20 protein-coding genes and 3 pseudogenes are annotated in these 21,541 nt (G+C 68.7%); 12 read left to right on the top strand and 11 right to left on the bottom strand.

Features of this window, described 5'->3' with window-relative positions:
* The first annotated feature begins 4 nt into the window (after nt 1–4).
* The 7 genes and pseudogenes from ftsZ (at nt 5) to x551_RS05510 (ending at nt 6,610) form a co-directional block, all read left to right on the top strand.
* Nucleotides 5–1,223: pseudogene (gene ftsZ, locus x551_RS05540) on the top strand (cell division protein FtsZ).
* 177 nt (nt 1,224–1,400) lie between these two features.
* A complete protein-coding gene (gene lpxC, locus x551_RS05535; protein ID WP_011828068.1) occupies nt 1,401–2,336 on the top strand; it encodes a UDP-3-O-acyl-N-acetylglucosamine deacetylase in 936 nt (311 codons plus the stop codon).
* A gap of 47 nt (nt 2,337–2,383) precedes the next feature.
* Complete coding sequence (locus x551_RS05530; protein ID WP_011828069.1) at nt 2,384–2,569, top strand: hypothetical protein; 186 nt, start codon at nt 2,384–2,386, stop codon at nt 2,567–2,569.
* A 15-nt stretch (nt 2,570–2,584) separates the two neighbouring features.
* Entirely contained in the window at nt 2,585–2,800 is a 216-nt protein-coding gene (locus x551_RS05525; protein WP_011828070.1) for a hypothetical protein, read from the top strand.
* Nucleotides 2,801–2,867: 67 nt separating this feature from the next.
* Nucleotides 2,868–3,668: a quinoprotein dehydrogenase-associated SoxYZ-like carrier gene (locus tag x551_RS05520; RefSeq protein ID WP_011828071.1), complete on the top strand. Its 801-nt coding sequence runs from the start codon at nt 2,868–2,870 to the stop codon at nt 3,666–3,668.
* 127 nt (nt 3,669–3,795) lie between these two features.
* Nucleotides 3,796–4,692, top strand: a complete 897-nt coding sequence (locus x551_RS05515; RefSeq protein ID WP_051495765.1) for a quinoprotein relay system zinc metallohydrolase 1 — start codon at nt 3,796–3,798, stop codon at nt 4,690–4,692.
* Nucleotides 4,693–4,868: 176 nt separating this feature from the next.
* A pseudogene (locus x551_RS05510) lies at nt 4,869–6,610 on the top strand (PQQ-dependent methanol/ethanol family dehydrogenase).
* Nucleotides 6,611–6,705: 95 nt separating this feature from the next.
* On the opposite strand, the gene x551_RS05505 reads toward x551_RS05510, so the two are convergent.
* The 4 genes and pseudogenes from x551_RS05505 to x551_RS05495 form a co-directional block, all read right to left on the bottom strand.
* Nucleotides 6,706–7,215 (bottom strand): c-type cytochrome, encoded by a 510-nt coding sequence (locus x551_RS05505; RefSeq protein ID WP_036233159.1) that lies wholly within the window; start codon nt 7,213–7,215, stop codon nt 6,706–6,708.
* A gap of 3 nt (nt 7,216–7,218) precedes the next feature.
* On the bottom strand, nt 7,219–7,446 hold the full coding sequence (locus x551_RS26425; protein ID WP_216701304.1) for a pentapeptide repeat-containing protein: 228 nt from the start codon (nt 7,444–7,446) through the stop codon (nt 7,219–7,221).
* Complete coding sequence (locus tag x551_RS26420) at nt 7,446–7,793, bottom strand: pentapeptide repeat-containing protein (protein WP_253950304.1); 348 nt, start codon at nt 7,791–7,793, stop codon at nt 7,446–7,448. Before x551_RS26420 ends, x551_RS26425 begins: the two co-directional genes overlap by 1 nt.
* A gap of 120 nt (nt 7,794–7,913) precedes the next feature.
* Nucleotides 7,914–9,769 (bottom strand): annotated as a pseudogene (locus x551_RS05495) (methanol/ethanol family PQQ-dependent dehydrogenase).
* 179 nt (nt 9,770–9,948) lie between these two features.
* Here x551_RS05495 and x551_RS26975 point away from each other — a divergent pair.
* Nucleotides 9,949–11,295, top strand: coding sequence for an ATP-binding protein (locus x551_RS26975; RefSeq protein ID WP_051511862.1), 1,347 nt, complete (start codon nt 9,949–9,951; stop codon nt 11,293–11,295).
* On the top strand, nt 11,273–11,905 hold the full coding sequence (locus x551_RS05485; protein WP_193373376.1) for a response regulator transcription factor: 633 nt from the start codon (nt 11,273–11,275) through the stop codon (nt 11,903–11,905). Before x551_RS26975 ends, x551_RS05485 begins: the two co-directional genes overlap by 23 nt.
* Nucleotides 11,906–11,977: 72 nt before the next feature.
* On the opposite strand, the gene x551_RS05480 is transcribed toward x551_RS05485, so the two are convergent.
* Nucleotides 11,978–14,116 (bottom strand): sigma-54-dependent Fis family transcriptional regulator, encoded by a 2,139-nt coding sequence (locus tag x551_RS05480; protein ID WP_036233900.1) that lies wholly within the window; start codon nt 14,114–14,116, stop codon nt 11,978–11,980.
* Between the two features lie 280 nt (nt 14,117–14,396).
* Here x551_RS05480 and pedF point away from each other — a divergent pair, with 280 nt between their 5' ends.
* Nucleotides 14,397–14,870 (top strand): cytochrome c-550 PedF, encoded by a 474-nt coding sequence (gene pedF / locus x551_RS05475; RefSeq protein ID WP_036233902.1) that lies wholly within the window; start codon nt 14,397–14,399, stop codon nt 14,868–14,870.
* The gene (locus x551_RS05470) at nt 14,867–15,697 is read left to right on the top strand and encodes an ABC transporter substrate-binding protein (protein ID WP_036233904.1); all 831 of its coding nucleotides are present in this window, start codon (nt 14,867–14,869) and stop codon (nt 15,695–15,697) included. Before pedF ends, x551_RS05470 begins: the two co-directional genes overlap by 4 nt.
* Before the next feature lie 26 nt (nt 15,698–15,723).
* On the opposite strand, the gene ruvC is transcribed toward x551_RS05470, so the two are convergent.
* From ruvC to dusB, 6 genes are read right to left on the bottom strand one after another with little or no spacing between them, the layout of a single operon-like run.
* A complete protein-coding gene (gene ruvC / locus x551_RS05465) occupies nt 15,724–16,278 on the bottom strand; it encodes a crossover junction endodeoxyribonuclease RuvC (protein ID WP_011828082.1) in 555 nt (184 codons plus the stop codon).
* Entirely contained in the window at nt 16,278–17,252 is a 975-nt protein-coding gene (locus x551_RS05460; protein WP_011828083.1) for a phosphatidate cytidylyltransferase, read from the bottom strand. Before x551_RS05460 ends, ruvC begins: the two co-directional genes overlap by 1 nt.
* Entirely contained in the window at nt 17,249–17,875 is a 627-nt protein-coding gene (locus x551_RS05455; protein WP_011828084.1) for a lysophospholipid acyltransferase family protein, read from the bottom strand. Before x551_RS05455 ends, x551_RS05460 begins: the two co-directional genes overlap by 4 nt.
* Before the next feature lie 51 nt (nt 17,876–17,926).
* Nucleotides 17,927–19,522, bottom strand: a complete 1,596-nt coding sequence (gene purH, locus x551_RS05450; protein WP_011828085.1) for a bifunctional phosphoribosylaminoimidazolecarboxamide formyltransferase/IMP cyclohydrolase — start codon at nt 19,520–19,522, stop codon at nt 17,927–17,929.
* Nucleotides 19,523–19,569: 47 nt separating this feature from the next.
* Nucleotides 19,570–19,809, bottom strand: coding sequence for a Fis family transcriptional regulator (locus tag x551_RS05445; protein ID WP_036233906.1), 240 nt, complete (start codon nt 19,807–19,809; stop codon nt 19,570–19,572).
* Nucleotides 19,806–20,846 (bottom strand): tRNA dihydrouridine synthase DusB, encoded by a 1,041-nt coding sequence (gene dusB / locus x551_RS05440; protein ID WP_036233908.1) that lies wholly within the window; start codon nt 20,844–20,846, stop codon nt 19,806–19,808. Before dusB ends, x551_RS05445 begins: the two co-directional genes overlap by 4 nt.
* A 116-nt stretch (nt 20,847–20,962) precedes the next feature.
* On the opposite strand from dusB, the gene x551_RS05435 reads away from it, so the two are divergent.
* Complete coding sequence (locus x551_RS05435; protein ID WP_011828087.1) at nt 20,963–21,445, top strand: YqaA family protein; 483 nt, start codon at nt 20,963–20,965, stop codon at nt 21,443–21,445.
* Nucleotides 21,446–21,541: the final 96 nt, after the last annotated feature.

Here is a 21,541-nt window from a genome sequence, read left to right as displayed (position 1 = left end):
CACCATGGCCATCGAGATGATTGAAGAATTCGAGCTCGGCACGAAGATCAAGGTGATCGGCGTGGGCGGCGGCGGCGGCAACGCTGTCGAGCACATGATCAACGAGGGCGTGCAGGGCGTGGAGTTCATCTGCGCGAACACCGACGCGCAGGCGCTGCACCGCTCCAAGGCCGACCAGCTCATCCAGCTCGGCAGCACCGGCCTGGGCGCGGGCTCCAAGCCGGCCGCCGGCAAGGCCGCGGCCGACGAAGCCGAGGGCCGCATCCGCGACGCGATCGCGGGCGCCAACATGATCTTCCTGACTGCCGGCATGGGCGGCGGCACCGGCACCGGCGCCGCGCCGGTGATCGCGCGCGTGGCCAAGGAGATGGGCATCCTGACGGTGGGCGTGGTGACCAAGCCCTTCGATTTCGAGGGCGGCCGGCGCATGAAGGCAGGCCGAGGCCGGCCTGCAGGAGCTGGAAGCCAACGTCGACTCGCTGATCGTGGTGCTCAACGAGAAGCTGCTCGAGGTGCTGGGCGACGACGTGTCGCAGGACCAGGCCTTCAAGCAGGCCAACGACGTGCTGAAGAATGCCGTGGGCGGCATTGCCGACATCATCCACATCGATGCGTCGATCAACGTCGACTTCGAGGACGTGAAGACGGTGATGAGCGAGCCCGGCAAGGCGATGATGGGCACCGCGATCGCGACCGGACCGGACCGCGCCAACAAGGCGGCCGACTCGGCGGTGGCCTGCCCGCTGCTCGAGGGCATCGACCTGTCGGGCGCGCGCGGTGTGCTGGTGCTGATCGCGGCGAGCCGCGCCAGCCTGAAGCTGAGCGAGAGCAAGAACGCGATGAACACCATCCGCCGTTACGCCGCGGAAGACGCCCACGTGATCTTCGGCGCCGCCTACGACGAGAGCCTGGGCGACCAGCTGCGCGTGACCGTGATCGCCACCGGACTCGCGCCGGCCCGCCGTGTGCAGGCGCCGATGACGGTGGTGCACAACGCCACGCTGCAGCGGACCGGCACCGACAACATCCCGGTGCTGAACCAGCCGCTGCACACGCAGGGCGGGCTGTCCGCCGCGCCGACCCAGCACGACTACGCCGGCATGCAGGTGCCGAGCGTGTGGCGCAGCGGGCGCACCCAGGCCGCGGCGAAGGTGGATGCGCTGGCGAGCAACGGCATGGACGAGATCGAGATCCCGGCGTTCCTGCGCAAGCAAGCCGATTGATGACGACCACCCCCGTTGCGCCTTCGGCGCTCCCCCTCGAGGGGGCGGCGCTGGCGGGCCGGCGGAGCCGGACCCGCGGCGCCTGCTCGGTGAAGGCAACGTGCGGTGGAAAGTTGCTAACGAGGTGATAGCGCGGCCCTGCAAGCCGGTCGGGGCTGCGCTTTTTACAATGACAGCATGCTGCAGCAACGCACCCTGAAGTCGATCACGCGCGCCGTCGGGGTGGGCGTGCACAGCGGGCAGCGGGTCGAGCTCACGCTGCGGCCGGCGGCGCCCGACACGGGCATCGTGTTCCGGCGTGTCGATCTGCCGAGCCCGGTGGACATCCCGGCACGCTTCGACGCGGTGTGCGATACGCGCATGGCCTCCAGCATTTCGCCCGGGGGCGACCCGGGCGGCCCGAAGGTGCAGACGATCGAGCACTTCATGTCGGCCTGCGCCGGGCTGGGCATCGACAACCTGCTGGCGGACATCACGGCCGACGAGATGCCCATCCTCGACGGTTCGGCCTCCAGCTTCGTGTTCCTGCTGCAGAACGCGGGCATCGAGCTGCAGAAGGCGCCCAAGCGCTTCATCCGCGTGCTGAAGACCGTGGAAGTTCGCGACGGCGAGGGGCCCGGTGCCAAGTGGGCCCGTCTCGAGCCCTATCACGGCTACAAGCTCGCGTTCGAGATCGTGTTCGACCACCCGGCGGTGAGCCAGACCGGCCAGCGCGTGGAGTTCGAGTTCGGCGAGGGTCAGTACCAGCGCGACATTGCGCGAGCGCGGACCTTCGGCTTCGCCAAGGACGTGGACGCGATGCGCGCGCGTGGCCTGACGCTGGGCGGCAGCATGGACAACGCGATCGTCGTCGACGACCACCGTGTGCTTAACGCCGACGGGCTGCGCTATGACGACGAGTTCGTGAAGCACAAGCTGCTCGACGCCATTGGCGACCTGCACATCGCCGGCCACGCGCTGCTGGCGAGCTACACCTCGTTCAAGGGCGGGCACGCGCTGAACAACACGCTGCTGCGTGCGCTGTTCGCCGATCCGACGGCCTACGAGATGACCACGTTCGCGCGCGAGGCCGATGCGCCGCGCGGCTTCGCCGAACTGCCGCCGGCCTGGTAGCCGCGGCGCCGGTCGGTCCGGCCGCCGTCCCGCTTAGACTGCCGCCCATGCTGGTGTTTCGATGGATCCTGTTGCTGCTGCTGGTTGCCGGCGTGCTGTGCTTCGCGATGTATGCGGGCACCGGCCAAGCGCGCTGGCGTGACATCGGCCTGCGCATCGTCAAGTGGACGGTGGTGGCAGCGCTGGGCTTCTTTGCGGTTCTGATCCTCGAGCGCCTGGCGCGCATGGTGTGAACGGAGATACGAGCGATGACTGTCTTCTGGTGGATCGTCGGGGTGCTGCTGATGGGGACCGGGGGTACGGCTGCGGTCACGTTCGCGCTGTACGTCAGCAGCGGCGAGGACCGCTACATGGATGTGGCGCGCGCCGCCTGGCGCTGGACCATCGTGTTCGCGCTCGGGGCCTTCAACATCACGATCTTCAAGCACATCATCCTGACCTTGATCAGCATCTGGCGGTCCTGACCTTCAGCGGCAGGCCGCCGGTCGGGATGGCCTGCAATTTGCCTTTGCATCGCTCCAGGAGGCAAAGATGTTCCCATCAGATGCGAAGTTGCAGCGCCGACACCTGGTGCTGGCGACCGCCGCGGCCTGCGTGCTGCCGGCCCGTGCGGCCACCGACGAGTACGGTGGTGACCCTTATCGCTCGGCGCAGTGGCCCGAGATGGTCAAGGAGTTCCTGGGTGCGAAGTCGCGGGTCGAGTTCGACCCGCGCGTGCAGGTCAAGGGGCCGACGATGGCGGAAAACCCGATGGTCGTGCCCATCACGGTCTCGGCGCCGGACCTGGCCGACATCCAGCAGATCGTCGTGCTGGTGGACCGCAATCCGATCCGCAAGGTGCTGGAGTTCGAACCGCTGGACGGGACCCGGGCCGCCATTTCCTTCCGTTTCAAGCTGGAGCAGGCCAGCGCCGTGCGCGCCGCGGCGCGCACCCGCGATGGCGTCTGGCATGTCGGTGGCACCTGGGTCGAATCGTCGGGGGGCGGCTGCACGGTGGCCGGCGTGACCCGGCAGGACGGCAGCTGGTCGCAGACGCTCGGCCAGGTGAGCGGACGCTTCTTCGGCGATGCCGTCGAGGCGCCGGGTGCGCGGCTGCGTGTGCGGGTGATGCATCCGATGGACACCGGCCTGGTGGGCGGCATTCCGGCGTTCTATCTGCGCCGCATGGCCGTCACCGACGGGGGGGGCGTGGAGTTGTTGCGCCTGTCGACCTACGAACCGATCAGCGAGAACCCCGTGTTCTCGTTCGACTTCCAGGGCCGACCGCCGGGGCCGTTCCGTGTGACCGGGGTCGACAACAACGGCAACCGCATCGACGGGCAAATCATATGAATCACCCCCGTTGCGGCTGCGCCGCTCTCCCTCGAGGGGCGACGCTGGCGGGCCGGCGGAGCCGAACCCGCGGCGTCTGCTGGCCTGGGGCAGGGCTTTGCTCGGCGTTTTGCTTTGCGGTGCAGCAATGGGGGCGGTGGCGCAGGCGGATCCGACCACGCTGGACTACCGCCTCAGCGCGCGGGCGCTGGCGCCGGACGTCTATGTGGTGGAGGGCGCCAATGCCGACTTTTCGCGCGCCAACGGCTGCAACATCATCAATACTGGCTTCATCGTCGTCGATGATGGTGTCATCGTCATCAACACCGGGCCATCGAAACGCTACGGCGAACAGCTGCGGGCGCTGGTCGGGCGCACCACCGGCAAGCCGGTGAAGCAGGTGCTGCACCTGAATCTCCACCCCGACTACTTCCTCGGCAACCAGGCCTTCGCCGACGTGCCGCGCCTGGCGACCTCCGCCACGATCGAGGGCATGCGGGCCGAAGCCAAGTCCTACGAGGACAACCTCTACCGCCTCTGCGGCGACTGGATGAAGGCCACCGAGGCGCTGCTGCCCGATCGCACGGTGGTGCCGGGGCCGCTGCTCGCTGGGAACCCGCGCTTCGAGCTGCGGGAGCTGAAGGGGCACACCGCCTCCGATCTGGTGCTGGTCGACCGGATCTCGGGTGTGGTGTTCGCCGGCGGCCTGGTGTTCGTCGACCGGGTGCCGACCACGCCCCACGCCAGGCTGCCGGACTGGTTGGCCAGCCTGGATGCGCTGGCGGCGCAGCCGTTCAAGACCCTGGTGCCCAGTCACGGGCCGGTGGTCGGCGACGCTCGCGGGATCGAGCAGACCCGGCGCTACCTGCGCTGGCTGGACGGCAGCTTCGGCGCGGCGGCACAGAGAGGCTCGGAGATGACCGAGGTGCTGGCACAGCCGGTGCCGGCCGAGTTCCGCAACTGGGCGGCGTTCGCGACCGAATACCCGCGCAACGTGGTACACCTTTACCCTGCCTACGAACTCAAATCGCTCCAGGCGCGCTGAAGCAGGCGGTGCTCCACGCGGAGACAGCCCGGACACCGGATTGCGGTGAAACCCGCAGTCAAACCCGGAAATTCTCCCGATCGGTCCGTGGCACGGGCCTTGCCCTCTGGGAGTCAGAACGCGCTTTAGCGGCCATGTCGTGTCGCACGCGTCTCACCCCCCGAGGAGACAAAACTATGCGTCTGCACCTGCTTTCTTTGTTGGTGGCTGCCGCCTGCGCCAGTGTTGGCGCCCAGGCCGCCGGCGTCACCGACGCGATGATCGACAACGATGCCAAGACCCCGAACGACGTTCTGAGCTGGGGCATCGGCTCGCAGGGGCAGCGCTATTCCCCGCTCAAGCAGGTCAACACCTCGACCGTGCAGAAGCTGGTGCCGGCCTGGGCCTTCTCGTTCGGCGGCGAAAAGCAGCGCGGGCAGCAATCGCAGCCGCTGATTCATGACGGCAAGATGTTCGTCACGGCGTCTTACTCGCGGATCTACGCGCTGGACGTCAAGACCGGCACCAAGCTCTGGAAGTATGAGCACCGCCTGCCCGAAGGCATCATGCCCTGCTGCGATGTGATCAACCGCGGTGCCGCGCTGTACGACAACCTGGTCATCTTCGGCACGCTCGACGCCCAGCTCGTCGCGCTCGACCAGAAGACCGGCGACGTGGTCTGGAAGGAGAAGATCGACGACTACGCGGCCGGCTACAGCTACACCGCCGCCCCGCTGATCGCCGGTGGCCTGCTGCTGACCGGTGTGTCCGGCGGCGAATTCGGCATCGTCGGACGCGTCGAGGCGCGCGATCCCAAGACCGGCAAGATGGTCTGGATCCGCCCGACCGTCGAAGGTCACATGGGCTACAAGTTCGACAAGGACGGCAACAAGACCGAGATCGGCATCTCGGGCACGACGGGCAAGACCTGGCCGGGCGACATGTGGAAGTCGGGCGGCGCGGCCACCTGGCTGGGCGGCACCTACGACGCCAAGACCGGCCTGGCCTACTTCGGCACCGGCAACCCCGGCCCGTGGAACAGCCACCTGCGTCCCGGCGACAACCTGTTCTCGTGCGCGACGGTCGCGATCGACGTCAAGACCGGCCAGATCAAGTGGCACTATCAGACCACGCCGCACGACGGCTGGGACTTCGACGGCGTGAACGAGTTCGTCACCTTCGACATGGACGGCAAGCGCGTCGGCGGCAAGGCCGACCGCAACGGCTTCTTCTACGTGATCGACGCCGCCAACGGCAAGCTCGAGAACGCTTTCCCCTTCGTCAAGAAGATCACCTGGGCCACCGGCATCGATCTGAAGACCGGCCGTCCCAACTACGTGCCGGAGAACCGTCCGGGCGACCCGACCGCGGGTGCCGACGGCAAGAAGGGCAACTCGGTGTTCGCGGCGCCGTCCTTCCTTGGCGGCAAGAACCAGATGCCGATGGCTTACTCGCCGGACACCAAGCTGTTCTACGTGCCGTCGAACGAGTGGGGCATGGAGATCTGGAACGAGCCCGTGACCTACAAGAAGGGCGCGGCCTACCTGGGCGCCGGCTTCACGATCAAGACGATCAACGACGAGTACATCGGCGCGATGCGTGCGATCGACCCGAAGACCGGCAAGACCGTCTGGGAAGTGAAGAACAACGCGCCGCTGTGGGGCGGTGTGCTGACGACGGCCGGCAACCTGGTGTTCTGGGGCACGCCGGAAGCTTCCTGAAGGCCGCCGACGCGAAGACCGGCAAGGTCGTCTGGGAATTCCAGACCGGTTCGGGAGTCGTGGCGCCGCCGGTCACCTGGCAGCAGGACGGCGAGCAGTACGTCTCGGTCGTTTCCGGCTGGGGCGGCGCCGTGCCGCTGTGGGGTGGCGACGTGGCCAAGAAGGTCAACTTCCTGGAGCAGGGCGGCACCGTGTGGGTGTTCAAGCTGCCGAAGTGAACTGAGCGAGTACCACGCCCGGGATGACCGGGCGCGTTGCACGGCACGGACGCTCGCGCGTCCGTGCCGTTTTTCGTGGCCGACCGGTACCGTTCTCACGGCCTGCGGGATTCCAGGAAGGTCTTCAGCGACCACACGGCTTCCTGCGTCAGCACGCCTTCCCAGGGCGGCATGTGCGTCACGCCGACGCGGATCTTGCCGCGCAGCACCGATTCCTTGAAGTAGTGATCGTTGTCGCGCAGGCAGTGACGGCGGGCGGCCAGGTCCTTGATCTTGGCGAAGCAGTAGCTGTCGAGGCGCCGCAGGTCGGTGCCGACGTGATGGGTGGCATTGCCGTCATCGCCATGGCAGCGGGCGCAGGCCTGATTGAAGAGCGCGCGCCCGATCTCGGCGACCTGCGCGTCGCCGCGATAGGGGTTGTCTTCGCGCCATGGCGCGCCAAGCACCGGCAAGGCCGAGAGATCGATGGTCACCGGCGTCGTGATCGGTTCTGTCGACCCCTGCTGCGCCGCGACGCCGGCCGCGCCGATCAGGGCGGCGGTCAGCGCTGTCGTGCGAAGGGCCGTTGCGACGCCGCGGGGAATGCTCGTGATGGGTGAGTGCATGGCCTACCAGTCCGTGGGGCAACCGGTGCATTGATCGAAGGTCGAGTCCGGGAAGATGGCGAAGCGCAGCACGTTGCCCTTCATCGTCGCGCCGGTGAAGTTCACGGTGCTGAACTTGCCCTCCTGCAGGTTGGCGTCGACGATCTTCGCGCGCACGAACCAGGAGAAGGCGGCGCGGACCATCTCCAGATTCGCGCCGGTGAAGTCGGCATCGCTGAAGTCGCAGCGCATCACGCGCGCGAACTCCAGGTCGCGCCGGCCAGATTCGCGCCGCGGAAGGTGGCGGTGGGCGCATTGATCTTGCCGAGCTTCGCCCCGGCCAGATTCGCGCCGTCGAGATTGGCACCGGCCAGGTTGGCGACGCGCAGGTCCGCGCCGGCCAGATTGGCGCCACGCAGGTCGGCACCGGCCAGATTGCGGGCCGACAGATCGGCGCCGCGCAGGTCGACGCCGGGGCAGCGCGTGTGCGGCCAGATGCCGCAGCCGTTGAGGTAGTCGGGCGCGGCGGCGTTGCCGTCGTCTTCCGTCGCCTGGACGGGTCGAACGCCGGCGAGGGCCGCCGTCAGCGTCACCAGCACGGCGACTGCGTGCAGCGATCGCAGGGATGAGGAGGTCATGTTGTCGTCGGCCGAAGGGGAGTGAGGACGAAGGGGCGGGCCGGCGGGGTCGCCGGTCCGCCCCTCACGAGCGGGGTCTGCCTACTTGGGCAGCTTGAAGACCCACATCGAGCCGCCCTGCGTGACCTTCTTGGTCATCTCGGCCATGTCACCGCCCCACAGGGGCACGGCGCCGCCGTAGCCCGACTGGATGCCGACGTACTGCTCGCCGTCCTGCTCCCAGGTCACCGGGACCGAGACCACGCCCGAGCCGGTCTGGAACTTCCACAGTTCCTTGCCGGTCTTGCTGTCGAAGGCCTTCACGTAGCCGTCGGAGGTGCCGGTGAACAGCAGGCCGCCGGCCGTCGTCATCGTGCCGGCCCACAGCGGGAGCTTCTCCTTGTGTTCCCACGCGATCTTGCCGGTCACCGGGTCGATTGCCCGCAGCGTGCCGACGTGGTCCTCGTACAGCCGCTTGATGCGGAAGCCCTGGCCGAGGTAGGCCGAGCCGGCCTTGTAGGTCAGGTGCTCGGTCCAGTAGTCCATCGCCCAGTGGTTCGCCGGGATGTAGAACAGGCCGGTGTCCGGGCTGTAGCTCATCGGCATCCAGTTGGTGCCGCCCAGGAACGGCGGCGACACGAAGATCGACTCGCCCTTGTCGGCGCCGGGCTTGGGGGCCGGCGGACGGTTGTTGTTCTCGATCGGCTTGCCGGTCTTCAGGTCGAAACCCTTGGCCCAGGTGATGCCGTCGACGAACGGCCACGCACCGAGCAGCGCGGTCGGCTTGTTCGGATAGCCGGCGCCGGTCGCGAGCTTCTCGCGGTCGGTCACGAAGAAGAAGCCGTTGCGGTCGGCATGCGCGCCGGCCTTCACCAGCTTGCCGGACTTCGGGTCCTTGTACTCGAACAGCACGATCGAGTTGTTGCCCGAGAAGTCCCAGGCATCGTTCGGCGTGTGCTGGAAGAAGCCCTTGAGTTCGCCGGTCGACGCATCGACGTAGGCCTGACCCGAGGTGAACAGGCTGTCCCAGTTGCGCGGGTCGTCGCCTTCCTTCGTGCGCTTCCAGGTGTTCCACGGCGCCGGGTTGCCGGTGCCGATCACGATGGTGTTGTTCTCGGCATCGAACGACGCGGTCTGCCACGCGCGCCGCCGCCCTGGTGCCACGCCTCGACCAGCTTGCCGTCCTTGTCACGCGGCCACGAGGGGGCCTTCGCATCGCCGGTCACCGTGCTGTCCTTGCCGTTCAGGCGGCCCATGTGGCCCTCGACCATCGGGCGAGCCCAGACCTCGGCGCCGGTGTCGGGATCGCGTGCGAACAGCCATCCGACGACGCCGAACTCGTCGCCCGACGAGCCGTGGATCAGCAGCACGCGACCGGACTTCTTGTCCTTCACGATGAAGGGCGCGCCGGTCATCGTGTAGCCCACCTTGTGGTCACCGAACTTCTCGTTCCACACCACCTTGCCGGTGGCGCGGTCCAGCGCCACGACGCGTGCGTCGAGCGTACCGAAGTAGACCTTGTCGCCGTAGATGGCGGGGCCGCGGTTGACGACGTCGCAGCACGGACGGATGTCGTCGGGCAGGCGGTGTTCGTAGGTCCACAGCTGCCGGCCGGTCTTCGCGTCGAGCGCCGTGAAGCGAGAGTAGGAACTGGTCGCGTAGATCACGCCGTCATGCACCAGCACCTGGCCTTCCTGGCCGCGCTGCTTTTCGCCGCCGAAGGAGTGGCTCCATGCCGGGACGAGCTTCTGCACGTTGGCGGTCGATATCTGCTTCAGCGGGCTGTAGCGTTGGGCCTTCAGGCCCAGACCGTAGCTCAGGACGTCGGTGCTCGTGCGGTCGTCGTTCGAGATGTCTTCCCAGGTGACGTTCTTGACGGCGTGCGCACCCTGGGACAGTCCCAGGACGGCCAGCGCCGCTGCGACGGACAGGGCGTGACGGACGGGATGCTTGCTCATCGGTATCTCCTCATGTTGTGGTGTACGAGCGAGCCGGAGTCTAGGAAGCGGGGTCCACGGTGTATCGGGAGATCGCCCGCGCGAGATCGGGAGATCCTCCCGCTCGCCGCGATCGGGTCAGGAATGACGATTGCTGCCTGCCCGGTGTGCATGCGATCGACGTAGCAAAGGAGACACCCATGGACTTGAGCAAGCGCCTCGTGGTCTGGCTCGCCTTGCTCGCGGCGCTGTGGCTGGGGATCACGCTGGTCTACACCGCCGTGGCGCTGCGCTCGGGCATCCAGGACGAGATGCAGGGCGCCAACGCGGTGGTGGAACTGCTGTCGACTGCTGCGGAGGCAAACCTCGGCGACGCGCACAGCCAACTCCGGCTGCAGGCCCTGCTCGCGGAGGGGCATGCACGGCACCTGCGGGTGCGCTGGGCCGATGAGCCGAGTCAGGACAACCTGGAGCAGGTGTCACTGCTCCACGACTACGCTCGCCGGCTGGCGCCCGCGGGAAAGCCCGTGGCCCAGCACCGCATCGCGATCGGTCCGCGAACGCTGATCGTCGAACCGGCGCCCGACAGCGAGATCGACGAGGTACTGGGCGATGTGCTGCCGTTGCTGCTGCTGTTGCTCGTGGCCGGCGGGGCGATGCTGTTCGGCGTGTGGTGGATCGTGCGCCAAGCGCTGGCGCCGGCCAGCGTGCTGTGTGCCGGACTGGCCCGGCTGCAGGCCGGCCAGCCGGAACCGGGCTTCCCGGCCTTGAGGCTGCGCGAGTACGCGGCTATCGCGCGGGGCATCGACGAGCTCGCCGCCGGACTGGCCACGGCGCGGTGCGAGCAGAGCCGGCTCACCCAGCGACTGATCGACGTGCAGGAGCGCGAGCGGCGCAGGCTGGCGAGCGACCTGCACGACGAGTTCGGCCAGCATCTGACCGCCATGTCGGCCACGGCTTCGCTGCTTCAGCGCCATGCCGCACGGCTTGATCCGGTAGAGCTGGCGCGCTGCGCGGACCAGATGGTCGCTTCGCTGGGATGCATCCGACTGCAGCTGCGCACGCTCTTGAGCCGGCTGCGGCCGCACGGGCTCGAGGCCGAAGGACTGGCGCACGAACTGGCGGGCTTGATCGATCGGGCCCGGGCTCATCACCCAACGGTGACGATCCGGGCCGACATCGCCGTGCCGCTGCCGGCACTGCCAGAGGATGCCGCGCTCGCGCTCTACCGCAGCCTGCAGGAAGCGTTGACGAACGCCTACCGACACAGCGGCGCCGGCGAAGTGCAGGTTCGTATCGATGTGCCGGCCGTGCAGCGTGTGCGGATGCGGGTGATCGACGATGGCTGCGGCCGCGCCAGTGCGCTGCCGCGGGGTGGCCTCGGCCTGCTCGGCATGCGCGAGCGCCTGGCCATGGTGGGTGGCGGATTGCGACTGGTCGACAACGCCGGTCCTGGCCTGTGCGTCGAAGTCTGGGTGCCGGTGCCGGCCGTCGCCGTCACCGAGTCACTCGAGGGAGAAATGCTTGATACACGTCTTGCTGCTTGACGATCACGCGGTGGTGCGGGCGGGGTACCGGCAGCTCATCGATGCCGAGCCCGACATGTGCGTGGTCGCAGCCTGCGCCACCTCGGCTCAGGCCTGCGAGCAACTGCGCCTGCAGCAGATCGACGTCGCCGTCGTCGATCTCAGCCTGAAGGACGACAGCGGCCTGCAGGCCATCCAGAGATTGCGCGCCCGGCTGGCCTCGCTGCGGATCCTGGTGTTCACGATGCACGCCCAGCAGAGCTATGCACTGCAGGCCTTGCGCGCCGGTGCGCTGGGCTACCTGACCAAGGACTCCGACCCGCAGGCGATGCTGGATGCGGTGCGTCAGGTCGCTCAGGGCCGCCGGGTGTTTTCCAGCGAACTGGTCGAGGCGATGCTCGATCCCCTGGAAGTGGAGCGCGGCGGGCCGCTGCGGCAGCTCACGCCGCGCGAGTTCGATGTGCTGCGGCTGGCCGCCCAGGGCCTCGCGACGCGTGCGATCGCCGAGGCCATGCACCTCGGCGACAAGACGGTGCTGAACTACATGTCGCTGATCCGGCAGAAGCTGGGTGCAGCGAACGACCTGCAATTGCTGCGGCTGGCGGCGCAGAACGGCCTGGTCGAGCTCTGACCACGGCGCGGTGCCGGCGCCGACGCAGATCCGTCCGGACCTGGTTTTCGCCGGCACTGCACCCGGTGGCGCTCAACGGCCGGCGCCTGGCGGCCAGTAGAGCTTGCGGTAGATCGTGTTGCGGCTGATGCCCAGTCGCCGGGCGGCGACCGAGATGTTGCCGCCGGCCTCGGCCAGCGCGCGGCGGACGGTGTCGTGCTCGAGCTGGTGCAGCGTGCTGCGTCCGCCCGGCGCTTCGCCGACCTGGGCGCTGCCGAGGCCGTCGGGTGCTGCCGCGTCCGAGGGTTGCGGGTTAGTGTGCTGGGCCATGCTCACCGGCGGCCGAGAGGCGGCGACCGAGGCGGGCTCCTCGTCCAGTGTGCGACGCGCATCCTGCAGAAAGTCTTCGGACAGGTGGTCGACGGTGATCACGGCATCGTCGCCAGCCATCGCCACCGCGGTGCGCAGCACGGTGGCCAACTGGCGGATATTGCCCGGCCAGCGGCAAGCCTGCATCAGCCGCAACACCTCGGCGTCGAGGCGCAGCAGACGACCACGGCACTCGCGCTTGAGCAGCTTCTCGGTCAGCGCCAGCAGGTCGGTGCGCTCGCGCAGCGCCGGCAACTGCACCACCAGGCCGTTCAAGCGGTAGTACAGGTCCTCGCGAAACTGCTTGCGGTCGATCAGTTCTCGCAGCGGTTGATGGGTCGCGCTGATGACCGACACATCGACCGGCAGCGCCCGCGTGCCACCGAGCGGCGTGACCTCACGTTCCTGCAGCACCCGCAGCAGCCGCGCCTGCAGGCCCAGCGGCATGTCGCCGATCTCGTCGAGGAACAGCGTGCCGCCGTGCGCCTGCAGGACCTTGCCCACGGCGCCCTTGCGGCGCGCGCCGGTGAACGCGCCTTCCTCGTAGCCGAACAGCTCCGACTCGATCAGGGTCTCGGGGATCGATGCGCAGTTGACGGCAATGAAGGGGCCGCTGGCGCGGCGCGAGCCCTGGTGGATCGCGCGGGCCAGCATTTCCTTGCCGGTGCCGGTCTCGCCCTGGATCAGCACCGGGATGTCGCGGTCGAGCACTCGCTTGACGCGCGTGACCACGTCGTCCATGCGCGCATCCCCGGTCTGCAGCTGTCGCAGGCTCGGCGACGGCGGCACGGCATTGGGATGGGCCGTCGGTTCGCGAGCGGTGTCGGGCAGCGCGTCGCGGGCGGCCGGCTCGCGGGCCGCCTCGTGGGCGAGCGCCTCCGGCTGATCGTCACGGGCGCGGCCCAGTTGGTGCCAGCCGGTGCCATTGAAGCGGGCGTTCGCATGGATCTGGCGGCCGTCGGGCAGGCTCAGCTCCAGTGGCGTCGACAGCGTCGAGCCGAAATGGTCGACCAGCGCTCCGAGCGACACGCCGAACAGGCCGGTGACCGTGTTCATCCGCAAGGCCGCGCCCGACAGGCGCAGCATGTCCAGTGCGGCGCGATTGGCGGCCAGCAGCTTGCCGTCCTGCCCGACGGAGACGATGCCTTCCATCAGCGTGCCGAGATAGTCGCGACGCAGGTGGAAATGCAGGCGCAGGGTCTGGTGGCTGTCCTCGATCAGCCAGTGGTTCTGGATCATGCGCGCCGACATCTTCACCAGGCCCATCGTGTGGACGTGGAAGGAGTGGTGATCGCCGCTGACGTCGAGCACGCCGACCAGGTTGCCGCGCGGATCGAAGATCGGCGAGGACGAGCAGGTCAGGAACTGGTTGGCGTGGACGAAGTGCTCGTCGGCATGCACGATGGTCGGCGTTTCGGTGACCAGCGCGGTCCCGATGGCGTTGGTGCCCTTGCTCGATTCGCTCCAGTTGACGCCCGGCGCCAGCGCGACCTTGGACGCACGCGTCAGGAAGTCGTCGTGACCGATCGAATGCAGCACCGTGCCCTGCACGTCGGTCAGCAGCACCATGCTCTGCGTCGCGAGAATCTGCTCCAGCAGCATCTCCATCACCGGCACCGCATGGAGCGACAGACAGCGGTTGCGCTCCCGGGCCACCGCCAGATCCGAGCGCATCAGCGGGGTGTGGTCCGGCGGCCGGATCGGGCTCAGCCGCAGCGAGGCACAGCGTTCATGCGACTGCGCGATGGTGTCGACGTGACCCGGGTCCGGCGGCAGCCAGACGCTCGTCGCGGAATGGCCGAACCCGGACGGGCGCCGGCTGTCACGCTGGGCAGCGCGCGTGGCGGTGGGGGATGCGGTCATCGTGTCTCCTTGGGGGCGTCAGCCTCTCGGGCGGCCGGCAGCCGCCTCTGCTGTGTGTCCATTGCCTAGGCGTTTGAACGCCTTGTCGTCACTGCCTGAATCGTCCCCCTGTCACCGTGCCAGCCTGGCCCTGCGGCACATCCATGGGGAGCGTCAGTATGCTCCAGTGTGGAGCAAAATGACGGTGTGAACCGTCACGAGCAGGGGTTCGGGGCAGAACTGTGGCGATGGCACATCACTTGCACCCTCGGACTGTCCCTCTGATTTGGAGCATCTTTCTATGAACTTTCGTACCCAGTGCCTGCGCCATCTCGTCGCGCTGAGCCTGATCGCCGGCGCCGCGGGCGCCTACGCCCACGGGGACGTCACGCCGCAGGCCGTCGATACCCAGTCGCTCCCCGCGCTCGGTGATACATGGCGCGCCGAGAATCCGTACCGCAAGAACGACGAGGCCATCAAGATCGGCACCTCGGCCTATAACCAGAACTGTGCCCGCTGCCATGGCCTGGAGGCCATCTCCGGCGGGATCGCTCCCGATCTGCGCAAGCTCGACGGCGAATGCGCCACGCTGAAGGACGACAAGAAGAAGGCCGCCTGCGTGAAGGAAATGGACGAGTATTACGCCACCACGGTGCGCCACGGACGCACCCGCAACGGCGCCGTCTACATGCCGCCGTTCGAGGGCGTGATGCAGCAGGAAGCGGTCTGGGCCATCAAGAGCTACCTCGAAACCCGCCGCGAGAAGCCGCTGTGATCTCCCGTCGCCGGTTGCTGGGGGCCTCCGCGGCACTGGCGCCGCTGTCCGCGCCGCTCCGTGCCGAGGGCAGCGCGCTGGAACGCGTGCGGCGCAGCGGGAGGCTGGTGGTGGCGGTCTACCAGGACATGCCGCCGTTCAACCTGAACGGTCAGGGCGTCGATGTCGATCTGGCCGCGGTGCTGGCCGACAGCGTGGGCGTGCCGCTCAGCCTGTTGCCGATCCCGGCCGGCGAGAGCGTCGGCGACGACCTGCGCAACGCCGTCTGGCGCGGCCACTACCTCGGCTGGGGTCCGGCCGACGTGATGCTGCATGTGCCGATGGACCGCCCGCTGATCGAGGCCAATCCGCAGGTGGAGGTGTTCGGCGCCTACTACCGCGAGACGGTCATGCTGGCCTGGGACAGCGAGCGCGGTCCGACGCCCGAGACCATCGAGGCCCTGCGCGGGCAGAAGATCGCGGTGGCGGGCGTGTCCCTGCCGGGCTACCTGCTGGCCAGCGCCGACTCCGGCGCCCTCCGCGACACGCTCAGCACCCAGCACGCCGACGGCGTGGCAGCGGCGAAGACCCTGCTCTCCGGCGAGGTGGTGGCGGCCGCCGGCCTGGCCTCCGAACTGGAGGCGACGCTCGCCGGCCAGCCGCGCTACAAGATCGTGCCGCTGCCGCCGATCCCGCGAGCGCCGCGCAACGGCTGGGTGGTCGGCTGTGCCGTGAAGCGCGGCGCGACCGACCTGGCGCAGGTGATGCAGCGCCGCCTGATCGACCTCAACAACGGCACAGGCCTGCGCGATCTCTTCCGGCGCCACAACGTCGTCTGGCGCGGCTGATCGCCGCCGACCGGCCTCGGCGCCGGTCAATAGCTGCGGCCCTTGCGGTATTGCGCATGGGCGCGCCGCGCCAGCGGGCTGACGGCGGCGATCGCCGCCTGCGACGCGCCCGCGTGCGCATGGCAGACCGCGAGGCCGAGCGCATCGGCTGCGTCCCGGCTCGGCTCACCGGGCAGCGACAGCAGCCGCGCCACCATGGCCTGCACCTGCTCCTTGCGGGCGTGGCCGTGGCCGACGATCGCCTTCTTCATCTGCAACGCGGTGTACTCGGCCACGGCCAGATCGCCCGACACCAGCGCCGCCAGTGCCGCGCCCCGGGCCTGACCGAGCAACAGCGTCGATTGCGGATTGACGTTGACGAACACGATCTCGACCGCGGCGCAGTCCGGCTGGTAGCGCGCCGCGACCTCGCGCACACCCTCGAAGATGATCTTCAGCCGCCCCGGCAGGTCGCCGTTCGGCAGCGCGTCGGTGCGTACCGTGCCGCTGGCGATGTAGTGCAGCCGCGACCCCTCGCACTCGACCACGCCGAATCCGGTGGTGCGCAGCCCTGGATCGATGCCGAGGATCCGTGTCGCCATCAGAAGCTCAGGTTGAAGTACCAGCGCACGGAATGGAAGAACACAGGCGCCGCGAAGCACAGCGGCGCCACGCGGTCGAGCAGGCCCACCGCACCGGTGACCGAGGCGCGGTTGCCCCAGTAGTGCACGCCGGCGTCGCGCTTGAGCGCCTTCATCACGAACTCGCCCATCGTGCCGCAGGCACTGGCGATCAGCGCCATCACCATCGCTTGCCCCGGCTTGAAGGGTGTGATCCAGTACAGCAGACCGCCGACGATCGCCGCCACCAGCGCGCCGATCAGCCAGGCACGGTAGCTGAAGCTGCGGCTGATGTGGCGCGCCACGGGGCGGCGGCGCAGGCGCCGGCTCGCGGCCTCCTGAGCGATGTGGGCCACCGCGACCACCAGCACCAGGAAGAACACCAGGAAGGCCCCGCGATCCTCGCGGTTCGGAAACTGCAGCAGCAACAGCGCCGGTGTATGGCTCATGCCGTAGACGCAGACCATGATGCCCCACTGGATCTTCGCGTTGCGCTCGAGGAAGCGCTCCGGGTCGCCGGCCAGCGCGCTCACCACCGGGATCGCCAGGAAGATGTAGACCGGAATGAAGACCGAAAACAGGTCGAAATTGCGGTTGGCCACCAGCAGGTACTGCAGCGGCAGCACGATGAAGAAGGCCAGGATCAGGCTGCGGTGATCGCTGCGCCGCGTGTGCATCAGAGTGATGTACTCGCGCAGCGCCAGGAAGCTGAGCACGCCGAACAGCAGTGTCGCCCCCGCCGCACCCGACACCCAGGCGAGCCAGAACACCGAGGCGCCGATCCACAGGGCGCGCAGCTCGCGCTTGAACCGTTCGTGCCGGTCGCGGCTCTCTTCACCGCGCTCGCGCAGCGAGCGCAGCAGGGCCACGGCGCTGATCAGCAGCAGCGCGCCGAACACCAGCAGGAACAGCAGGCCCACCTGCTGCGAGGCACTGAGCTGCCGCAAGCCGCTCATGCCGCGACGTCCTTCAGCACGACCACGGCCGCGCGTGCGCGGTCGAGGAAGTCGCGCTTGCTCTCGCCGGGCGTCAGCGGCGCCAGCGGCGCGCCGAAGGTCACCGAGCACAGGATGGGCACCGGCACCACCTCCCCCTTGGGCATCACGCGCTGCACGTTGTCGATCCATGCGGGGATCAACTGCACCGTGGGGAACTGCTCGGCCAGGTGGTACAGGCCGCTCTTGAAGGCCTGCGGGTCGCCGCGGTTGCTGCGCGTGCCCTCGGGGAAGATCACCAGCGAGTCACCGCTTCGCAGGGCCTCGACGAGGGGCTCGAGCGGGTCCTGGTCGTCCGTGCGCTGGCGCGCCACGTAGACCGCGTTGAACACCTCGCGCGTGATCCAGTGGCGCAGCGGGCTGGCGGTCCAGTAGTCCTTCGCGGCGATCGGCCTCGTACGGGCGCGCAGGTCGCGCGGCAACGCGGCCCAGATCAGCACCCAGTCGAGGTGGCTCTGGTGGTTGGCGAAGTAGATGCGCTGCTCTGCCTTCGGCGGGCAGCCGTACCAGTGCCCCTGCGCCCCGGTGATGAGCCGTGCCAGGAAGGACAGCAGCAGGCCTACCGAGTCGGCGGCGGCGGACATGGTCCCCTGCTATTCGGAGCACGCGCCACAGGGCCCCGCTGCCGGCCGTGCTCAGTGCCTGAAGTGACGCACACCTGTCAGCACCATCGCGATGCCGCGTTCGTTGGCGGCGGCGATCACCTCGTCGTCGCGCAGGCTGCCGCCGGGCTGGATGACGCTGCGCGCTCCGGCATCGGCCAGCACGTCGAGGCCGTCGCGGAACGGGAAGAAGGCGTCGCTCGCGACCGCCGAGCCGGCCAGGCTCAGGTCGGCGTGGCTGGCCTTGATGCTGGCGATGCGCGCGCTGTCGAGCCGGCTCATCTGGCCGGCGCCGACGCCGAGCGTCATGCCGTCGCCGCAGAACACGATGGCATTGCTCTTGACGAACTTGGCCACCTTCCACGCGAACAGCAGGTCGGCCAGCTGTCCGTCGGTCGGCGCCAGCTTCGTGACGACTTTCAGGTCCTGCAGTCCGAGCACGTGGTTGTCGGCGCTCTGGATCAGCAGACCCGAGCCGACGCGCTTGATGTCGTGCGAATTGAGGCCGCGCGACCAGGCGTCGGGCGCGTCGCGCTGCACGCCGTCGAGCGAGATCTGCAGCACGCGCGTGTTGGCCTTGGCGGCGAACACGGCGCGCGCCTCGTCGGTATAGCCGGGGGCGATCAGCACCTCGACGAACTGCTTCGCGATCGCCTGCGCTGCCGCGCCGTCGACCGGAACGTTGAAGGCGATGATGCCGCCGAACGCGGAGGTCGGGTCGGTGCGGAAGGCCTTGCCATAGGCCTCGGCCGCGTTGGCGCCGAGGGCCACGCCGCAGGGGTTGGCGTGCTTGACGATCACGCAGGCCGGCCCGTCGACGGAAGCGTCGAAGCCTTTCACGCACTCCCACGCCGCATCGGCGTCGGCGATGTTGTTGTACGACAGCTCCTTGCCCTGCAGCTGCACGGCGCTCACCAGCGAGCCAGGCGCCGGGTGCAGGTCGCGGTAGAACGCGGCGCTCTGGTGCGGGTTCTCGCCGTAGCGCAGGTCCTGCAGCTTGACGAAGCGGCCGTTGCTTTGCGCCGGGAACTCGGCGCGCGTGCCGTCGGGGCGCAGCGCCGACAGGTGGTCGCTGATGGCCGCGTCGTAGTTGCTGATGCGGTTGAAGGCCGCGACCGCAAGCGCGAAGCGCGTGCTCTCGCTCACCCGGCCGTCCTGCTGCAGGTCGGCCAGCACGCCGGCGTACTGCGAGGCGTCGGTCAGCACCGCCACGTCCTTCCAGTTCTTGGCGGCCGAACGCACCATCGCCGGTCCGCCGATGTCGATGTTCTCGATCGCGTCCTCCAGCGTGCAGCCGGGCTTCGCGACTGTGGCCTCGAAGGGGTAGAGGTTGACCACCAGCAGGTCGATCGTCTCGATGCCGTGCGCGGCCAGCGAGGCCATGTGCGCCGGCAGGTCGCGGCGCGCCAGCAGGCCGCCGTGGATGGTCGGGTGCAGCGTCTTCACGCGACCGTCGAGCATCTCGGGGAAGCCGGTGTGGTCGGCCACCTCGGTGACCGGGAGGCCGCTGTCGGCCAGCAGCCTGGCCGTGCCACCGGTCGAGAGCAGCTTCACGCCCAGCGCATGCAGGGACCGGGCGAGTTCGACGATGCCGGTCTTGTCGGAAACGGAGAGGAGGGCGGTGGCCATGGCGGTCGTGGAAGCGGGGTAGGGGCGGAAAACGGAGTACGGCGCGCTCAGGGCTTGATGAGCTTGTGCTCGAGCAACTTGCGCCGCAGGGTGTTGCGGTTGATGCCCAGCCACTCGGCGGCGCGTGACTGGTTGCCTTCGGCGTGCTGCATCACCACGTCGAGCAGCGGCTTCTCGACCACCTGCAGCACCATGTCGTAGATGTTGCGCGGATCGGCGCCGCGCAGGTCCTTGAAGTAGGCATCGAGGCCCTCGCGAATGCACGCGTCGATGTGCTTCTTGGTCATGCAGCCTCTTGTTCGAAGGACGGTTCGAGCGCCGCTGCTGCTTGCGGCAGCAGCTCATGCTCGACCCCGAGGGCATCGAAGAAATCGCCGACAGCGGCGACTTGCGCCTCGCAGCGCTCCAGTGTGTTCATTCGGGCGCGGAACAGGGCACCGCCCGGCAACGCGTGCACTGCCCAGCCGATGTGCTTGCGCGCGGTGCGCACGCCGGCGTATTCGCCGTACAGGCCGTAGTGGTCGTGCAGGTGTTCGATCAACCAGGCCTTGGCCTGCGCGGTACGCGGCGGCGGCAGGCGCTCGCCGGTGGCGAGGAAGTGCGCGATCTCGCGGAAGATCCACGGCCGCCCCTGCGCAGCGCGGCCGACCATCACCGCGTCGGCGCCGGTTGCGGCGAGCACGTCGCGCGCCTTCTCGGGCGAGTCGATGTCGCCGTTGGCGACCACCGGCACCTGCACCGCGGTCTTCACCGCGCGCACGGTGTCGTGTTCGGCCGAGCCGGCGTAGCCCTGCTCGCGCGTGCGGCCGTGCACCGTCAGCATCGCGATGCCGAGCGACTCGGCGCCGCGCGCCAGCGCCACCGCATTGCGGTTCTGCATGTTCCAGCCGGTGCGCATCTTCAGCGTCACCGGCACGCCGTGCGGCGCGCAGGCGGTGACCACCGCCTCGACGATGCGCAGCGCGAGCGACTCGTCGCGCATCAGCGCCGAGCCGGCCCACACGTTGCAGACCTTCTTGGCCGGGCAGCCCATGTTGATGTCGATGACCTGCGCGCCGCGGTCGATGTTGTAGGCGGCGGCCTCGGCCATCATCAGCGGCTCGGTGCCGGCGATCTGCACCGCGATCGGCGCGACCTCACCGTCGTGGTTGGCACGCCGCGAGGTCTTCAGGCTGTGCCAGAGTTCCTTGCGCGAGGTGACCATCTCGCTCACCGCATAGCCGGCGCCGAGCCGCTTGCACAGCTGGCGGAACGGTCGGTCGGTGACGCCCGCCATCGGTGCCACGAACAGCCGGTTCGGGAGCTCGATCGAGCCGATGCGCAGGGGAGACACGGGAGGCGGTGTGCTTAAAAAGAGGGCAGAGTATAGCGGCGCGATCCGGGCAGGTCGGGCACCGATCGGTGGCGCTGCTTGCTGCGCTGCATCGACAATCCACATCGATGGAGAGCTGGCTCGAATCGATGCTCGCCGTGCTCGCGTTGCCGAAGTTCGGCCTGAGCACGGTGTTCGTCGTCGCCTTCGTCTCGGCCACGCTGCTGCCGTTCGGTTCGGAGCCGGCGGTGTTCGGCCTGGTCAAGCTCGACCCGCAGTTGTTCTGGCCGGCCGTGCTGGTGGCCACCGCCGGCAACACGCTCGGCGGCGCGGTCACGTGGTGGATGGGTTACGGCGCCGAGCGTGCCTACGAGCGCGTGAAGCACAGGCCGGCCGACGCGCGCGTGCTGAAGTGGCTCGAGCGCTTCGGCCCGCCGGCCTGCCTGCTGAGCTGGCTGCCGGTGGTCGGTGACCCGCTGTGTGCGGTGGCTGGCTGGCTGCGGCTGCCGTTCTGGCCCTGCCTGCTCTACATGGCGATCGGCAAGTTCGCGCGCTACCTGACGATGACGGCGCTGCTGCTGTGGGTGTTGCCGGGGCAGTTTCACCCCTGACGAGCGGTGCGCTCCGGCGCCGCCGTCAGGCCGTGAGCGCGGCGTCCAGCGCGTCGAGCGTCGTCTCGAGCCGGCGCAGCGCCTCGTTGGCGCGGC

The organism is Methylibium sp. T29 (assembly GCF_000576205.1).
GTDB classification, from domain to species: Bacteria; Pseudomonadota; Gammaproteobacteria; order Burkholderiales; family Burkholderiaceae_C; genus Methylibium; species Methylibium petroleiphilum.
The sequence above is the reverse complement of the archived record's forward strand: the minus strand, read 5'-3'. Positions and strand labels throughout refer to the sequence as shown.

Bases quoted from the DNA above. Each gene is read 5' to 3' on its own strand.
- lpxC (WP_011828068.1), top strand. From the start codon at position 1,401: ATGCTGCAGCAACGCACCCTGAAGTCGATCACGCGCGCCGTCGGGGTG.
- x551_RS05530 (WP_011828069.1), top strand. From the start codon at position 2,384: ATGCTGGTGTTTCGATGGATCCTGTTGCTGCTGCTGGTTGCCGGCGTG.
- x551_RS05525 (WP_011828070.1), top strand. From the start codon at position 2,585: ATGACTGTCTTCTGGTGGATCGTCGGGGTGCTGCTGATGGGGACCGGG.
- x551_RS05520 (WP_011828071.1), top strand. From the start codon at position 2,868: ATGTTCCCATCAGATGCGAAGTTGCAGCGCCGACACCTGGTGCTGGCG.
- x551_RS05515 (WP_051495765.1), top strand. From the start codon at position 3,796: ATGGGGGCGGTGGCGCAGGCGGATCCGACCACGCTGGACTACCGCCTC.
- x551_RS05505 (WP_036233159.1), bottom strand. From the start codon at position 7,215: ATGCACTCACCCATCACGAGCATTCCCCGCGGCGTCGCAACGGCCCTT.
- x551_RS26425 (WP_216701304.1), bottom strand. From the start codon at position 7,446: ATGCGCTGCGACTTCAGCGATGCCGACTTCACCGGCGCGAATCTGGAG.
- x551_RS26975 (WP_051511862.1), top strand. From the start codon at position 9,949: ATGGACTTGAGCAAGCGCCTCGTGGTCTGGCTCGCCTTGCTCGCGGCG.
- x551_RS05480 (WP_036233900.1), bottom strand. From the start codon at position 14,116: ATGACCGCATCCCCCACCGCCACGCGCGCTGCCCAGCGTGACAGCCGG.
- pedF (WP_036233902.1), top strand. From the start codon at position 14,397: ATGAACTTTCGTACCCAGTGCCTGCGCCATCTCGTCGCGCTGAGCCTG.
- ruvC (WP_011828082.1), bottom strand. From the start codon at position 16,278: ATGGCGACACGGATCCTCGGCATCGATCCAGGGCTGCGCACCACCGGA.
- x551_RS05460 (WP_011828083.1), bottom strand. From the start codon at position 17,252: ATGAGCGGCTTGCGGCAGCTCAGTGCCTCGCAGCAGGTGGGCCTGCTG.
- x551_RS05455 (WP_011828084.1), bottom strand. From the start codon at position 17,875: ATGTCCGCCGCCGCCGACTCGGTAGGCCTGCTGCTGTCCTTCCTGGCA.
- purH (WP_011828085.1), bottom strand. From the start codon at position 19,522: ATGGCCACCGCCCTCCTCTCCGTTTCCGACAAGACCGGCATCGTCGAA.
- x551_RS05445 (WP_036233906.1), bottom strand. From the start codon at position 19,809: ATGACCAAGAAGCACATCGACGCGTGCATTCGCGAGGGCCTCGATGCC.
- x551_RS05435 (WP_011828087.1), top strand. From the start codon at position 20,963: ATGGAGAGCTGGCTCGAATCGATGCTCGCCGTGCTCGCGTTGCCGAAG.